This is a genomic window from Micromonospora sp. NPDC048999 (assembly GCF_040649295.1).
Classification (GTDB): Bacteria; Actinomycetota; Actinomycetes; order Mycobacteriales; family Micromonosporaceae; genus Micromonospora.
In genome coordinates, this window is the sequence record NZ_JBEZFI010000020.1 from 1 (window position 1) to 16,993 (window position 16,993).

8 protein-coding genes are annotated in these 16,993 nt (G+C 70.1%); 3 read left to right on the plus strand and 5 right to left on the minus strand.

All coding sequences use genetic code 11. The features are described 5' to 3' along the window. Window positions 1-634: 634 nt before the first annotated feature. Both AB0C02_RS20515 and AB0C02_RS20520 read right to left on the minus strand, forming a co-directional pair. Window positions 635-1,240, minus strand: a complete 606-nt coding sequence (locus AB0C02_RS20515) for an AAA family ATPase (RefSeq protein ID WP_357550078.1) — start codon at window positions 1,238-1,240, stop codon at window positions 635-637. 418 nt (window positions 1,241-1,658) lie between these two features. Next, window positions 1,659-3,695, minus strand: coding sequence for a glycosyl hydrolase family 18 protein (locus AB0C02_RS20520; protein WP_357550080.1), 2,037 nt, complete (start codon window positions 3,693-3,695; stop codon window positions 1,659-1,661). A 160-nt stretch (window positions 3,696-3,855) separates the two neighbouring features. Here AB0C02_RS20520 and AB0C02_RS20525 point away from each other — a divergent pair, with 160 nt between their 5' ends. The 3 genes from AB0C02_RS20525 to AB0C02_RS20535 all read left to right on the plus strand — a co-directional run bounded on the left by AB0C02_RS20525 (window position 3,856) and on the right by AB0C02_RS20535 (window position 11,674). Next, window positions 3,856-4,494, plus strand: a complete 639-nt coding sequence (locus tag AB0C02_RS20525; protein WP_357550082.1) for a hypothetical protein — start codon at window positions 3,856-3,858, stop codon at window positions 4,492-4,494. A 123-nt stretch (window positions 4,495-4,617) separates the two neighbouring features. Continuing rightward, window positions 4,618-6,639 (plus strand): flotillin family protein, encoded by a 2,022-nt coding sequence (locus tag AB0C02_RS20530; protein ID WP_357550084.1) that lies wholly within the window; start codon window positions 4,618-4,620, stop codon window positions 6,637-6,639. Beyond that, complete coding sequence (locus tag AB0C02_RS20535) at window positions 6,632-11,674, plus strand: DNA repair ATPase (protein ID WP_357550085.1); 5,043 nt, start codon at window positions 6,632-6,634, stop codon at window positions 11,672-11,674. Before AB0C02_RS20530 ends, AB0C02_RS20535 begins: the two co-directional genes overlap by 8 nt. 107 nt (window positions 11,675-11,781) lie before the next feature. Here AB0C02_RS20535 and AB0C02_RS20540 read toward each other — a convergent pair whose 3' ends face one another. From AB0C02_RS20540 to AB0C02_RS20550, 3 genes are all read right to left on the minus strand, one after another. Further along, complete coding sequence (locus tag AB0C02_RS20540; RefSeq protein WP_357550087.1) at window positions 11,782-15,018, minus strand: S8 family serine peptidase; 3,237 nt, start codon at window positions 15,016-15,018, stop codon at window positions 11,782-11,784. 132 nt (window positions 15,019-15,150) lie between these two features. Next, window positions 15,151-15,681 (minus strand): N-acetyltransferase, encoded by a 531-nt coding sequence (locus AB0C02_RS20545; protein WP_357550089.1) that lies wholly within the window; start codon window positions 15,679-15,681, stop codon window positions 15,151-15,153. Between the two features lie 42 nt (window positions 15,682-15,723). Beyond that, window positions 15,724-16,986, minus strand: coding sequence for an LCP family protein (locus AB0C02_RS20550; RefSeq protein WP_357550091.1), 1,263 nt, complete (start codon window positions 16,984-16,986; stop codon window positions 15,724-15,726). Between the last annotated feature and the right edge of the window lie 7 nt (window positions 16,987-16,993).

Genomic DNA, 16,993 nt, shown 5'->3' on the forward strand with positions numbered 1-16,993 from the left:
ACGCGCGTCGATCCCGTTCCATGACACGGTCGGCGACCCACCACACGAACGGCAGGTCCTCGTGAGCGCGGGCCTGCTCCGCGGTCAAGTCCGGGTGTGGAGCGCGCTGGTCGTCTCCCGCAGCACCGGCCGACCGAGTTCGGGCTTTTATGCACTGGGTTGCAGGCATCCCGGGCTACCCGCAGCGCGACCGTTGACGGCTGCGGGCCGAGCATGAGGGACCGGATCTGCCGCAATGCTTCTTGCGTGGATCGCGGCATGTGCGGACACGCGGGATGGGCCCGGGCGAACTATGCTTGGAGGTCGGCCTGCCCAACGCGCGGCGCCGGTACCGCGCGTCACTGAGCCCAGGGGCGGCAGCACCGTTCGAGTCGGGCCAGGCTCCGGGGAGCCCGCTCGTATTGAGCGGGCTCCCGAAACAGCCCAGCCTCAACCGTTCAACTCTGCCTTCGGTCAACTGTCCGGCGCTGATCGAGGGGTTGAGGCATACCTACTGTATCGCGTCCGACAAGCGGATCATCCTCCTGGCGGTCTCTCCAGGATGCGCGACGAGCGAGAGATCGGCCGGGCGCGTCGAGCGGTACGCCTTCGAGGAGCGCCATCGAGCACCACCTGGCCGCGACCCCGGTCGAACTCAGCGGGAGTGGATCCCCGGCGATCGTGGCGGTGTGGTTCGCATGGTGTACCTCCAGCCGCTCCGCAGCCGATCGACGGCCTGCCGAATCGCTGCCGCGCGGACCGGGAGCGGAGCTGCCGGAATGTCGAAGAGATTGAACCCGGCCTCGCGGTAGGTCTGTTCGTGGATTTTCTCGAAGGCGAGCGAGTCCTCGAAGCTGATCCGACGCGCGGTGGTGGGCTGGATGAAACCCTGGTGCCGTACGAGGAAGGCCGTCTGCTCGTACCGGCGCTCTGCCACCACGCGTTCGGTCTCTTCGAGCAGCTGATGCGGTGCCGCCAGGTCGAGGTAGCGGCACAACGCCAGTGTGCAGATCGGTGAGCGGTCGTAAAAGATAACGTCCCGGGTGTTCGCCTCGGCCGTGTGCTGTCGCTTCCGCTGGAGATCCAATACTTGGCCGGCGAAGCCCGGCTCCCGCCACGGCTCCGGCCGACCGAGGGCCTGTTGGAGCGCGATGATGTCCGTCGCGGCTTCCTCGACGACCGGATAGCCGTCGATCTCAAGTTGACGCAGGATGGCTGTCTTGCCGGCCCCCGGGGTGCCGGTAAGGATGTACCCAGGCATGACTTTCTCCGTTAACAGGACAGGCAGGAAGCGCCCGCCAGACGCGGATTCGACGTACGGCGGCGAAATGGATTGTGGCGCCCGACGTAGGCCGAGAGCTGGACTCGATCGGCGCGGTGCCAACGGCAGGCTATCCCAGTGGTCGCATCCTGTCATCGGCCCGTCGGGACGCGGAAGCGGGGCGTCGTCCGCGAGGATCTGGACGGCTTCGGCGGACCCCGCGATGGGTCAGGGTGACCCGACGGTGGACCTGCTTGCCCAGTTGGCGGGCGGGCGCGGTGTCCTTGCCGGTGGCCGATCTGGGCCAGGGGGCATCCACCAGAGACAAGCCCACCTTCCCTCGGTTGATCATGAACCTAGGGTCGCAATCCGGATCAGAACAGGACCTCAGGTTCATGATCAACGTACGTCGAGAGGATTAGGGGAGGGCGTTCAGGAACGGCTTATGGCTGTTCATGAACTCCCAGCCGTAGTATCGGTCCCAGTTGATGGACCAGGTCATGAGGCCGCGCAGGTTCGGCGACGTGCCGCCGCGTAGGGCGTACCCCCCGCAGGATGTGCCGCGGACCAGGCAGTTGAGGGCGGCCTGGACCGCCGCGGGCGAGGTGAAGCCGTTGCCGGCGCTGACCGCGGCGGGGGTGCCGAACGCGATCTGGTCCTGGCGAAGGGCGGGGAACGTGAAGCCGGTGCCCGCGACCGGGAAACCGGCGGCGAGCATGTCGGTCATGGCGATGTGGAAGTCCGCGCCGCCCATGGTGTGGTACTGGTTGTCCAGGCCCATGATGGGCCCGGAGTTGTAGTCCTGGACGTGCAGGACCGTGATGTCGTTGCGCAGGGCGTAGATGACAGGCAGGTAGGCCCCGGCCCGCCGGTCGCAGCCACCGCAGTTGCCGCCGTAGAACTGGTATCCGAGCTGGACGAAGAACGTCTCGGGCGCCATCGTCAGCACGAATCCGCTGCCGTAGCGGGCTTTCAGGGTCTTCAGGGCGGAGATGAGGTTGACGATGACCGGCGTGGTCGGGCTGGCGACGTTGTTGTCGCCCGCGTTGAGGATCAGCGAGTGGCCCTCGAAGTCCACGTCCAGTCCGTTGAGGCCGTAGCGGTCGATGATGGCGCTCACCGAGCTGACGAACGTGTCCCGCGCGGCTGTGGTGTTCAGCTGCACCTGGCCGTTCTGGCCGCCGATCGACAGCAGGATCTTCTTGCCCTGCGCCTGCTTGGCGCGGATGGCCGCGATGAAGTCGGCGTCGCTTTCCACGTTCGGGCACTCGGCCGCCGGGCACCGGTTGAACCGGATGTCGCCGGAGGTCACCGACGTCGGCTCGCCGAAGGACAGGTTGATGATGTCCCACGCCGCCGGCACGTCGGCCATCCGCAGGTAGCCGCTGCCGTTCGCGAAGCTCGCGTGCAGGTAGCCGATCAGCGCGTGCTTGGGTAGTCCGGTGTTGCCGCATCCCGTCGTGGTCCCGCTCACCGCGCCGCTCTTGGCCGATTCACCATTTCCGTTGTACGCCGCGACGGTGTACGAGTGGGTCGAGCAGGTGGCGAGCCCGCTGAGCGTCGCGGTGGTGCCGGTTCCGGTGGCGACCTGGGCCGTGCCTTCGTAGACGCGGTACCCGGTCGCGCCGCTGGAGGCGTTCCACTGCAACGAGATCGACGTGTTCGTGGTGCCTGTGACGGTCAGGCCTGACGGGGTCGGGGGTGCCGTCGTGCAGCCGGTCGTGGTGATGGTGACCGTGCCGGACTTCGCCGACTCACCGTTGGCGTTGTATGCCGCCACGGTGTACGTGTGGGTCGAGCAGGTGGCCAGGCCGGTGATCGTGGCGCTCGTCGCGGTCGTGTCGGCCCGGACGGTGGTGCCTTCGTAGACCCGGTAGCCGGTCACGGTCCCGCTCGACGCGCCCCAGGTCAGCGCTACCGACGTGTTCGTGATCGAGCCTGCGGTCGGGGTGCCGGGTACGCCCGGTGGCGAGGCGCCGCCCGGGCCGTCGAGCGAGATGTCGTCGGCGAAGTACGTGCCCTGGCCGTACCAGCCGTGGGTGTAGACCTCGACGCTGGTCTGGTTGGCCGCCGTCGTGAAGTTCACGGTCAGCTGCGTGTAGTTCGCCGCGCTCGGCGTCCACGTCGACGCCCCGCCGGTGATGCCGAGGTACACGTAGTTGCCGCGGACCCACCCGGTGAGGCTGTACGCCGTGTTGGGCAGCACGGCGACGGTCTGCGTGCATTGGGCGGTGTCGGAGGCCGACGCCGCGCCCTGCAGCGCTTTCGTGCCACTGTGCACGGGTGTGGTGACGACCGAGCCGAGGCTGCAGGTCCATGGTGCGAGCACGCCCGATTCGAAGCCCGGGTTGCCCAGCAGGTTGGCTGCGGCGGCGGGGGTGGCGTCGACGACCACGCCCGCCGCGACGGCCAGAGCCGTCACCGACGTCGCGAGAAGATATCGAAGACTGTTCATCAGTTCATTATTAGGAAACTTTACTAATATCTCTAGGGAGTCGGCCACGCGGTCGTCCGGCGTCGGGCCCGGCGCGCCCGTTGTTGAGGCCATTGACACCTCGTGTCACGATCATCATGCCGGTGGGCTCACGGTTCGCTGGGTACGGAGAGGGGGCGCGGTGGCCGACTTCTTTGGTGCGGCACTCACCTTTCCCACCGTGCTCTTCAGCTTTCTGCTGCTGGTCGTGGTCGGTTACTGGCTCCTGGTGCTGACCGGCGTGCTGGACCTCGGGGACGACCTCGACGTCGACGGGGTGACCGGCGGCATGCTCGCCGGACTCGGGTTCGGCGGCCTGCCCAGCGCCGTCGTGTTCTCGCTCCTCGTCGCGGTGGCCTGGTTCGTCAGCCTCGCGGGCACCGCGCTGCTCGACCGGCTCGGCCTCGGCGCGGCGGCCCGGATCGGGGCGTCGGTCGGGGTGCTGCTGGTGGCCGCGTTGGCCGCCTGGTTGGTGACCCGCCTGGTCGCTGTCCCGCTGGGTCACCTCTTCCCGGCGGGTACGGAGGCCAGCCGGCAGGCCTTCGTCGGCAGCCTCTGCACCATCCGCACCGGCCGGGTGACCGTCGACTTCGGTCAGGCGGAGGTTGCCGCAGCCGACGGCTCCACCGCGATCGTGCAGGTGCGTCAGCCCGGCGCCGAGCCGCTGCACGCCGGCAGTTCCGCGCTCATCTACGACTACGACGTCGAGGGCGAGTTCTTCTGGGTGACGCCCGCCGAGTTCGCCTTCGATTCCGACCCTTCCCGGTCCGCACCGACGTAACCGTCGTCGGCGACCGTCCGCTGCGGGTCACCCCGGGTCATCCGGCTCGTTCCGCCCTGCCCCCCATTGAAAGGAGGATGCGCGGTCCGCCCCTACCTTCAGGTCAGCCCCGCGCGCTCAATCATGGATGTCATCGCCACCGGGATCGGCGTACTGCTCGCCGTTCTCCTCCTCGTTGTCCTGGGCATGTTTCTCCTGATCGGCCGCCTGTTTCGGAAGGTCGAACAGGGCAAGGCACTGATCGTGTCGAAGGTCCGCCGGGTCGACGTCACGTTCACCGGCGCGGTCGTGCTGCCCGTGCTGCACAAGGCCGAGGTCATGGACATCTCCGTCAAGACCATCGAGATCGCCCGGACCGGCAACGAAGGGCTGATCTGTCGGGACAACATCCGGGCCGACATCCGGATCACCTTCTTCGTGCGGGTCAACAAGACGGTCGAGGACGTGATCAAGGTGGCCCAGGCGATCGGCACCAGCCGGGCCAGCGACCGGGCGACCCTGCAGGAGTTGTTCAACGCCAAGTTCTCCGAGGCGCTGAAGACGGTCGGCAAGCAGCTCGACTTCGTCGACCTCTACACCAAGCGCGACGAGTTCCGGGACCAGATCATCCGGGTGATCGGCACCGACCTCAACGGCTACAGCCTGGAGGACGCGGCGATCGACTTCCTGGAGCAGACGCCGATGTCCCAGTTGGACGCGGCGAACATCCTTGACGCCCAGGGCATCCGCAAGATCACCGAGCTGACCGCCATCGAACACGTCCGGACCAACGAGTTCCAGCGCGGCGAGGAGAAGGAGATCACCCGGCAGAACGTCGAGGCCCGGGAGGCGATCCTGGAGCTGGAGCGGCGCCAGGCGGACGCCGAGGCCAAGCAGCGCCGGGAGATCGAGACGGTGCGGGCCCGCGAGGAAGCGGAGATCACCCGGGTACGGGCGGAGGAGCGGCTGCGCGCCGAGGCGGCGAACATTCGTACCGACGAGCAGTTGGGCGTCCAGCACGAGAACCGGGCCCGGGAGATCGCGGTCGCCGAGAAGAACCGTGAGCGGGTCATCGCGATCGAGACCGAGCGGATCGAGAAGGACCGCATGCTGGAGGTGATCGGCCGGCAGCGGGAGACCGAGCTGAGCACGATCGCCAAGGACAAGGAGGTCGAGGCGGAGAAGCGGGCGATCGCCGAGGTGGTCCGGGAGCGGATCGCGGTGGAGAAGACCGTCGCCGAGCAGGAGGAGAACATCAAGCGCCTGCGGGTGGTTGAGGAGGCCGAGCGTACCCGCCAGGCGGTGGTGATCCAGGCCGAGGCCGAGGCCCAGGAGAACCTCGTCAAGGACATCAAGGCCGCAGAGGCCGGCGAGGCGGCGGCCAAGTTCAAGGCCCGGGAGGAACTGGTGCTGGCCGAGGCGCGGCAGCAGGCCGCCGAACTGGACGCCCGGGCGAAGATCCGGCTGGCCGAGGGGCTGCAGGCCGAGGCCGCGGCCGCCGGGCTGGCCGATGTGCAGGTCCGCGAGCGCAGCGCCGAGGCGGTCGAGAAGGTCGGCCGTGCCGAGGCCGCCGTCGAGCGGGAGAAGGCGCTGGTCGCTGCCGAGGCGGTACGCGAGAAGCTGAAGGGCGAGGCCGAGGGCCTCACCGACAAGGCCGCCGCGATGGCCGCGCTGGACGACGCCACCCGCGAGCACGAGGAGTACCGCCTCCGGCTCGAGCTGGAGAAGGAGGTACGCCTCGCTGGGCTGGACGCCCAGCGGCAGGTCGCCGAGGCGCAGGCGAAGGTGGTCTCGACCGGCCTGGAGCAGGCGAACATCGACATCGTCGGCGGGGACAGCGTCTTCTTCGACCGCCTGCTCAGCTCGATCTCGTTCGGCAAGAGCGTGGACGGCTTCGTCAACCACTCCGAGGTGGCCCGGGACCTCACCCGAGGGTGGCGGGACGGCACCGCCAGCTTCACCGACGACCTGACCCGGATGCTCAGCTCGCTGCACACCGGCGACGTGCAGAACCTCACCCTCTCCGCGTTCCTGCTGCAGCAGATGCGTGCCGGCGGCGTCGACCAGGGCAAGCTCCAGGAACTGTTGACGGCCGCGCAGCGCCTCGGTGTGGCGGACACCCCCGTGGCCGCCCTGGCCGGCGCGCGGCAGCGCGCCGGTGAGTGAGCCGGTGACCGGCGGCACCGCCGCCGACGTGGGGCTCGACGCCGGCAGCTACGAGGTGCTGCGTAACCGGCTGGTCGGGCAGGCCGCCGAGCTGACCCGGCGGGCGGAGACGCTGAACACCCGCCGGCTGGCGGTCTTCGGCAGCGCCGAGCTGCGCCTGCTCAGCACCGAGCGGATCCGGACCAGGCACAACTGCGTGCCACGGGACATCGCCTCGGTCGGCGGACTGATGCTCTTCGGCTACAACGCCTTCATCGGTCTCAAGCCGGAGACGACGGTCGACGACGTCTTCTCGCTGCACGCCTTCACCAGGGAGACCGGCGTCGACGGGGACGCGTTCCGGTTCGACACGGCCGGCCCGAACGAACTGCCCGGGCTGCTGCGCGACCCACGGTTCTTGCGCGACTTCGGCGAGCTGTACCGCTACTACCGACAGTCCCGTCTGTTGCAGCTGCGCCACCTCGACGGGCGGCTGCTCGCGGTGTTCCAGACCGGCCCGCGGACCGGCGACATCCGGGTGCTGCGCTGGCGGGTCGGCACCGACGGCAGCGTCGAATACCTCGACAACCAGGGGGAACGGGAGCACGTCTTCCCACCGACGCACGACTTCGAGTGGATCGAGACCACCCGGGACGACCACGTCGCGGGCCGGCACCCGCACATCTCCATCCAGCACGAGGTCTTCGTCGAGACGATCGGCGGCACCCTGACGGTCAAGGTGGAGAACAACACCGAGACCGGCGAGGGCATCTACAGCGAGCCGGTGGACGAGCCGTTGCAGAGCCTGGCCGACGCCGATGTCAGCTGGGCACGGGTCGGCCCGCTGATCCTGCTGCGGATTCGGCCGTACAAGGAGACCGAGTGGCGGCACCTGGTCTTCAACACGCTGACCCGCAAGGTGGTCCGGCTCGACGGGATCGGGCCGGCCTGCCAGCGGCTGCCCGAGGACCACGGCATCATCTTCCCGGGCGGCTACCACCTGGCCACCGGGGTCACCCGCACCTTCGACACCGACGTCTCCAACCTGGAATTCGAACGGGTCATCCGCTCGCCCAACGGCGAGGACGTCCTCTACGTCTTCCGCGCCCGGGCCGAGGGGCGCTCGCTGCTGCTGCCGTACAACGCCATCCGCAAGGAGGTGGCGGCACCGATCCCGTGCCACGGCTTCGCACTCTTCGACGACGGCACACTGGTGGTGTTCCGGGCCACCTCGGCGGAGCCGACCCGGGTCCACCCGATGCAGATCTGGCAGACGCCGTACGTGTCGGACGCGTACTCCGCCGCCCAGCCGGCCGGAACCGGACCGCTCGAACGGGTCGGCAACGCCGATCTCGTCCGGGGGATCTCCGACTGCCTCTCGGTGGCCCGGATGGCCGACGGCACCACTTCGGCGTCCGGGGTCTACGAGACGCTGATCGCCGCCTGCGCCCGGATCGGGGACCACCACCCCTGGCTCGGCGACACCGACCTCGGCGACCTGCTGGCCCCGCTGGCCGAGCTGCGGCGCACCGCCGTCGCGGTCCTCGACGAGTACGAGAAGGTTCGGTCGCTGACCGAACAGGCGCGCGGCGCGGTGGACGACAGCGAGGCCCGGATCGCCTCCCTGGCCCGCCGCGCCCGCGGCGAGGCGCCGCTCTCCGCCGACGACTGGGTGACGCAGCTGGGCGGGCTGCGCCAGGCGCGCGGGCACCTGGAGACCCTGCGGGAGCTGCGGTACGTCGACCACGAGCGGGTCGACACGCTGGCCGCGCGGCTCGACGAGGAGCTGGCCGCCGCCGGCCGCCGGGCGGTGGAGTTCCTGCGTCGGGCCGACGCGCTGGACGGCTACCAGCACGAGGTGGACCGGCTCGCCGGGCAGGCCGCCGCGATCGGCACGGTGGCCGAGGCCGGGGCGGTCCGGGACGCGCTGACCGACCGCGCCGAGGGCCTGCAGACCATCACCGACGTGGTCGGCGGGCTGGACATCGCCGACGCGACCGTCCGTACCGGCATTCTGGCCGGCGTCGGCGAGGTCCTCGGCGGCGTGAACCGGGCCCGGGCCACGCTCGACAACCGCCGCCGGAAGCTTCGGGAGGCCGAGGGCAGGGCGGGGTTCGCCGCCGAGTTCGCACTGCTCGGCCAGGCGGTGACCGGGGCGCTGGCGGCGGCGGACACCGCTGAGCGCTGCGACGAGCAGCTCGGCCGGCTGCTGCTGCGGGTGGAGGGCCTGGAATCCCGGTTCGGCGAGTTCGACGACTTCCTCGCCGAGCTGGCCACCCGAAGGACCGAGATCTACGAGGCGTTCTCGTCACGCAAGCAGGCGCTGCTCGACGAGCGGGCCCGCCGCGCCGACCGGCTGGTCTCGTCGGCGGACCGCATCCTGGTCAGCGTGCGGCGCCGCGTCACCACGTTGGCGTCACTCGACGAGATCAACACGTACTTCGCGGCCGACCCGATGGTGGGCAAGCTACGCGCGACCGTCGACGAGCTGCGTACCCTCGGCGACCAGGTCCGGGCCGAGGAGCTGGACGGGCGGATCCGCGCCACCCGCCAGGAGGCCGCCCGCGGCCTGCGCGACCGAATCGACCTGTACGCCGACGGCGGCGAGACGATCCGCCTGGGCCGGCACCGGTTCGCGGTCAACACCCAACCGATCGACCTGACCGTGGTCCCGCAGGACGGGCGGTTGGCGGTCGCGGTGACCGGCACCGACTACCGCGCCCCGATCCGGGACGAGGAGTTCCAACACACCCGCCGGTTCTGGGACCAGCCGCTGGTCTCGGAGTCGCCGCAGGTCTACCGCGCGGAATACCTGGCCACCTCGATCCTGGCCGACGCCGAGGCCGGCCGGGACGGGCTCACCCTGGACGGGCTGCACGCGGCAGCGGTCGAGCCGGACGACCTGCGGAAGCTGGTCCGCCAGCGCGCCGAGGCCCGCTACGACGAGGGCTACGAGGGCGGCGTGCACGACCACGACGCCACGGAGATCCTGCGGGCGCTGCTACGCCTGCACGCCGACGCCGGACTGCTGCGCTACCCGCCCGCCACCCGGGCCGCGGCGCAGCTGTTCTGGCGGTTCGGCACCGACGAGCCCGCCCGGCGTTCCTGGACGGCCCGAGCCGCCTCGCTGGCCCGCTCGCGGCAACGGTTCGGCCGCCCGGCCCGCCCGCCGTCGCCGACCGCCACCGAAGCCGGTGAGGCCGCCGGGGCCGGACCGCAGCCGGCCGGTGACGCGACCGACCGGCTGCACGCCGAGCTGGCCGCCGAAATCGGCCGGTTCCTGCGCGACACCGGGTTGACCGAGCCGGCCGGGGAGGCCGACCTGGCCGGCGAGTACCTCTTCGAGGAACTGTCCCGACAGCCCGTCGGCTTCGCCACCGCCGCCGGGGCGCGCGCCCTGCTCGACCGGTTCCGGCGCGCCCTCGGCGGCCCGCGGTCACCCGCGGCACGCGAGTTCGACGACGACCTGCGGGCGCTCGACGGCGACCTGGCCAGCCGGCACCAGCTCGTCGAGGCGTGGCTGACCGCGTTCCTCGCCACCGACGACGGCTCCCTGTCCGGATACGACCTGCCGGAGGCGGTCGCCGTCGAGCTGTGCGACACGCAGCTGCCACGGCAGGAGGCAACGGCGACCATGTCGGACACGGTCGGCGGGCTGCTCGGCGCGCACCCGCGCGTCGACCGGTCGACGATCACGCTGCGGCTGGATGAGACCCTCGCCCGCACCCGGCGGTTCCGCACCGAACTGGTGCCGGCCTACCGGGACTACCAGCGCCGGCGCAACGCGCTGGTGGCCGCGGAGCGGGACCGGCTGCGGCTGGCGGAGTACCGGCCGAACGTGATGAGTGCCTTCGTCCGCAACCGCCTGCTCGACGAGGTCTACCTGCCGCTGATCGGCGACAACCTGGCCCGGCAGCTCGGCGCGACGGGTGACGCCAAGCGGGTGGACCAGTCCGGCCTGCTGCTGCTGATCTCCCCGCCCGGCTACGGCAAGACCACCCTGATGGAGTACGTGGCCAGCCGGCTCGGCATGGTCTTCGTCAAGGTCGACGGGCCGGCCCTCGGCTCGGCGGTCACCTCGCTCGACCCGGCCGAGGCGCCCGACGCGACCGCCCGGCGGGAGGTGGAGAAGATCTCCTTCGCGCTGGAGCTGGGCAACAACGTCCTGCTCCACCTCGACGACATCCAGCACACCTCCCCGGAGCTGCTGCAGAAGTTCATCCCGCTCTGCGACGGGCAGCGCCGGATGGAGGGGGTCTGGGCGGGCCGGCCGCGCACGTACGACCTGCGCGGCAAGCGGTTCGCGGTGTGCCTGGCCGGCAACCCGTACACCGAGTCGGGGCAGCGGTTCCGGGTGCCCGACATGCTCGCCAACCGGGCCGACGTGTGGAACCTCGGCGACGTGCTCTCCGGCCGCGAAGAGGTGTTCGCGCTCAGCTACATCGAGAACGCGCTCACCTCCAACCCGGTGCTGGCGCCGCTCGCCGGTCGGGACCGGGGCGACGTCGAGCTGCTGGTCCGGATGGCGCGGGGCGACGACACGGTCCGGGCGGATCAGCTCGCCCACCCCTACCCGACGGTGGAACTGGAGCAGATCGTCGCGGTGCTGCGCAAGCTGCTGCGGGTGCAGCAGGTCGTGCTGGCCAACAACCAGGCGTACATCGCCTCGGCGGCCCGGTCGGACGACTCCCGCACCGAGCCGCCGTACCGGCTCCAAGGCTCGTACCGGAACATGAACAAGCTGGCCGAGCGGATCGTTCCGGTGCTCACCGACGAGGAACTGGAGGCGGTCATCGACGACCACTACCTGGCCGAGGCGCAGACCCTGGCCGCCGGCGCGGAGGCCAACCTGCTCAAGCTCGCCGAGCTGCGTGGCCGGCTGACGCCGGAGCAGGCGCGGCGCTGGGCCGAGGTGAAGGCGGGATTCCAACGGGCCCGAGCCCTCGGTGGTGCCTCGGACGACCCGGTGGAGCGGGCGGTGGGCGCGCTCGGCCTGCTCGCCGATCGGATCGGCGGGGTGGAGGCGGCGATCGGCCGCGCCGTCGGCCGAGACTGACCGACCGCGGAGCGCGTTCTGAGCGCCGGGCAAGCGCGGTCTGGACTGACGGTGCCGAAGAAGGAGCCCCGGCGGCCAAGTGGTCGCCGGGGCCCCTTATGCGGTGATCAGCGCAGCTCGTACGCCCGGATCACGGTCTGGTCGAAGGTGTTGCCCTTCGCGTCCGCGCCCGAGGCCTTGAGCGACACAAAGCCGGCCGCCTTCGGGTGGGCCACCTCCAGCTCCCACAACCCGGCGTGCTTGCGTACCGACGCGTTCTTCCAGGTCTTGCCGTCGTCGTACGACACCTGCACGGTCAGCTTGGCCACCGGTCCCGAGCCCTCGGTCTGGGTGATCGTCACCGGGTAGACGGCCGTGCTGCCGGCCTTGCCGACGTTGTGGTCGTCCAGCGGAGGCGCGAAGCTGACCGCGGTCAGCGGCAGCGACTGGGGCTTCTTGGCGTGCGCCGAGCGGAACGTCCAGCTCACCGACAGCTTGGTGGTCAGGCGTGCGTCGCGTTCCAGGCTGCCGTCGAAGCGGAACGTCGCCGCGCCCGGGGCCACGTCCTCGGCGTACGCGGTCGGATACTGGTTGGACTCGGCGATCAGTTTGCCGTTGCGGTAGAGCGCCCCGTGCCCGGAGGTGATCTGCCCGAAGCCGGCCCGTCCCTGACCGTCGCCGAGCAGCGCGGGAGCGACGTACATGACGTCGTCCTCACGTAGCGCCGGCACGTCGCCGGGGAAGAACGGTGCCACGCTCGGCCCGAACACACCCTTGTTCCACTGCTCCTGGTAGGTGCGCCCGGCCTTGTAGGTGGCGAGCGAGCCGTGGTCGGTCAGCGTCTCCGGCCAGTCGTCGCCCTCGGCCGGCAGTTCCACCATGAACTCGTTCTGCCATGGCGCGTCACCCGCGTAGAACTCGGTGCGGGTGAACGGGAGCGGCGTATCCCAGCCGACCGCCCAGCCACCGCCCTCCGGTGGTGAGAGGAAAGACATCTTCATGCCGTTGGTGCCCGGCACCACCGCCGCGTGCGAGGCCCGCACCGTGGCGAAGTCCCTCGGCTTCAGGTGTTTGACCAGCCCGCCGAGTAGGTCGTTCTTGCTGTGCCAGCCGACGTTGTAGACGTACGGGGTGCCTGCCAGGTCGCCCTGCTCGTCGGCCTTGACCAGCGTGCCGGTGAGCAACGAGCTCAGACCCTTTGCCGGCTTGGGCCCGATCAGCTTGGCGAAGATCGAGCCGAAGTCGTCGCCCAGGAGCGCGACGTCGTAGCCGAAGCCCGCCTCGTGGTAGACGGCGTCGAACCCCGCCAGCAGTGGCATCGCGGTCGGGTCGGGCACGGTGACGTCGAAGCCCTTCGCGCCGCGGGCGTCCATCGAGACCGTCTTCGGCCCGTTGATGGTCAGCTTCGGATACACCAGCTGCGACGTGCTGTAGTTGTCCCCGTCCTCCTGGTGGACCCAGCTGAACGCGAAGTATTCGCCCGGCGGCAGGCGCAGGTCGTTGCTCGCGCCGAAGGCCATGTAGTTCCGGTACCGATCCTTGCTTACGATCACCGTGAACGCGTCCTCGGCCGGGTCGCCGTCGCGTTCGGTCGCGGTGACCTTCACCGGGTATTTGAGCTCTTCGCGTACCACGCCGAAGGGTGTCTGCACGGAGACGCCCGCCGCGGTCGCGGTGAGCTGGCCGCCGAGGCCGCCGGTCACGTTGCCGCCCTGACGGGTGTCGGCGCTCAGCGTGACCGAGGCCTGCCCACCGGCCGGCACGGTCACCGTGTCGGCGCTGAGTGAGAAGATCCCGGCCGGCGCGTCGGTGGTCAGCCCGAGGCTCAGGGTCACCGCGGCGCTGGCGCTGTTGTGGTAGGTGACGGTGCTGCTACGGAGCTCGTCGTTGTCGTGCGGCCACTCCTGCAACCCGAACGTCACCGACGTCGGCGAGGTCGTGACCTGCTGGGTGATCGCCCGGGCCACGTCCACCCGGCCCGCGCCCTGCGCGAACACCCCGATACCGGTCGACGGCTTGGCCGAGGCCATCAGCGACGCCTTGAGCTGCGCCGCGCTCCACCCCGGGTGCGCCTGACTCAACAGCGCGGCCGAGCCCGCCACGTGCGGGGTCGCCATCGAGGTGCCGCTCAACGGCATGTAGAGCTGACCCGGCTCGCCGAGGAAACCGTCCTTGCCGCGCGCCGCGACGATGTCGACGCCGGGCGCGGCGATCTCGGGCTTCACCGCCCAGCCGTCGGCGCTGGGGCCCCGGCTGGAGAAGTCGGCGAGCTCGTCGGACTTGGTGAACGCCGCCACGGCCAGCGCCGCCTCGGCGGTCGCCGGTGAGCCGACGGTCTCGTCCTCACCGTCGTTGCCCGCCGCGATGACGAACAGCGTGCCGTGCTGGGCGGTCAGGTCGTTGACGGCCTGTTCCAGCGGGTCGACCTCGGGGCCGTTCGGCCCGCCGAGGCTCAGGTTGACCACACTCGCCCCGGACTCGGCGGCCCACTGCATGCCGGCCACGATCCACGACTCCATGCAGCCGAACTGGACGCAGACCTTGCCGTCGAGCAGGGACGCGCCGGGCGCGACGCCCTTGTACTTCCCGCCGGAACCGGCGCCGCTGCCCGCGATCGTCGACGCGACGTGGGTGCCGTGGCCGACCTGATCCCGGTCGTCCTCCATGCCCTCGGTGAAGTTCTGCCGCGCCGAGACCTTCCCGGCCAGATCAGGGTGCGTGGCGTCGATGCCCGTGTCGAGCACCGCTACCCGCACACCGGTGCCGTCGAAACCAGCCGACCAGGCAGTGGGCGCGCCAATCAGCGGGACGCTCTGGTCCAACGCCGGCTCACGCACGGCGTCGAGCCAGATCTTGCCCGCGGTCACGCCGGTGCGGGTCGCCCGCCAGCGGGAGGCGAGTGACTCGACGGGCGTCTCGGCGGCGAAGCCCCGCACCGCAGGAAGCCGCCGCTGCACGGTCAGGCCCGGCACGGCGGTGGCACCGGACACGATCAACGGCATCGACGACGGACGCGCGGCCTGCGCCGCGACCAACTCGGTCAGGTCGAACAGCCGCTGGTCGAGCCGGTCCGCCCGCAGCAGCGGCACCGCGTCGGACGGGATGACGTACTGGTGCTTGCCGGTCCGGTAGCTGTGGAACGTGACGCCCTTACGCGGCACGATGCCGAGGCGGCCGTCGCCGGCGACGGTCACCCGGTCACCGGTGATCAGCGTTACCGTCTTGGACCCGCCGGTGGCGGCCACCGGCTTGACGGCCTTCGGTGCGGCCGCCGGCCTGGCGGCCGCGGTGCCGGGCGCGCCCGTCAGCAGCGTGACGACGATTCCCCCGGCCAGTACGGCTCTTGTGCTTCTGCTGGATCGCATGTGCCTCCCCGTTCCTCGGGCGGTCCGCCGTGGACCCCCTCTTATACAGACGCTTCAACCGGTCGATGCGTTACGTGAAACGGTCAGCAATCTTGAATGAGGGTGGCGCGGGTGCCGCTGAGCACGCAGGCGTCAGACTCGTCGGCGCAGGTCCAGCATGTAGAAGACCTTGTCGTGGCGGCGCTCGCCGACCGCGACGAAATCGGGCAGGCGGCCGTATTCGGTGAAACCCAGCGACCGGTAGAGGCCCAGGGCGGCGCTGTTGTCGCCACGGGCGTCCAGGGTAAGGATCTCGATACCCGCCCGCCTGGCGTCGGCGATCAAGGCAGCGGTCAACGCCCGGCCGACGCCGCTGCCCTGGGCGGCAGCAGCCACCGCGATCTTCTCCAGATCGGCGTGCGGCCGATGGGTGGGCCGGGCATAGCGCAGCCAGTACCCCAGCCCGACCAGCCGACGGTCGAGGTAGGCGGCACGCAGGGACCCGTCGCCCGCCTGCACCGCGCGGAGGACGTGGCCGAGGAGTTCCGTCACGTCAAGGCGGGACGGCGGTGCGACCCAGCCGAGCGCGGCGCCCCTGCGGACCAGGTCCGCCAGGATCTGATGGGCCGACTCCGCAAACCGGGCCTGGAGATCCGGGTCGGAGGCCAGCTCCGTTGCGTCCAAGATGGCTGGCCCACCCGTCCCGATGCTGGCCATGGGCCGGGGTCAGCTGGTGGCGACCCAGTCGGGGTGGGCGAGGACGAAGTTGTCCACGGTGTCGTCCTTGACGGCCTGCAGCAGTTGCATGCTGGTCTCGCTGAGGATCTCGGCGCTGCCCACGCCCGGCACCGACTGGCTGTTGAACTTGCCGTTGTTGGTCTTGATGGTGATCATGTCGTCCGGGTTGATGCCCCGCATCGCGAAGGCCCAGTCCTCCAGGGAGATGCCGCCACCGTCGACGGTCATGGTCTTTCCGACGGCGGACAGCAGGCCGGGTAGCTTCATCGGCGAACTGAGCCCGTCGTTCACGACCTGCTTGAGAACTGCCTTGATGAGCTGCTGCTGGTGGCGTTGGCGGCCGTAGTCGAAGTCGTTGTTCGCCAGCAGGTCGCGTTGGCGGACGAAGTCCAGCGCCTGCGACGGGGTGAAACAGTGGTTGCCCTTGGCGTAGAAGTTCGCCGTCACCCCGGGAATCTTGTGGTGCAGCGTCCCGTCCGGGTTGATCTTGTAAGGTGCTGCTCTCTTGCCGTCGGCGGTGTGGCCGATGTGAATGGAGGTGGTGTCCTCGTCCACGTACATGCAGACCTTGCCCAGCACCTGCACGACCTGCTTGAAGCCGTGGAAGTCGATGATCGCGCCGGCGTCCGGGGTGATTCCGGTCAGGTCCTTGATGGTCAGGCTGAGCAGTTCGAAGCCGTGCGCGAGGGCCTTGTCGCCGGTCAGGCCCCGGCTGCCGTACGCGAACGCCGAGTTGAGCTTGTTCTGACCGCCGCCGTACGGCACCTTCCCGTTGTCGTACGCGGGGATGCGGACGTAACTGTCACGCGGCAGCGAGACCAGGTATGCGCGATCGTGACTGGCGGGGATGTGCAGGAGAATGTTCGAGTCGGACCGCATCATGCCGCCCTGGCCGTCGAGACCGACCAGCAGGATGGTCTTCGCTCCCTTGATGCTGACATGCTGGCGTTCCGTGTTGGCCGCGCCGATCAGGTTCTGCTGCGTGACGTTGCTCGTCGCCGCACCGACCAGACCCTTGACGCCCACCACGGTCACCCCACTGATCATCATCAGCGTCGCGCCGATGACGACCAGCAGCCGCGCCCACAGCGGGTCCCGGCGTCGGCGCTTTCTCGTACCCGGCGCGGTGGTGCCGCCGGCACGGCGAGAGGGCGACTTCGATGCGCGGCCCGGCGATGGTTTCGCGGCGTTCTGCGGGGCGTACGACACGGCGTGATCCAGTCCTCGGGGGGTGCCAGCATACGCCGACATACTCGGC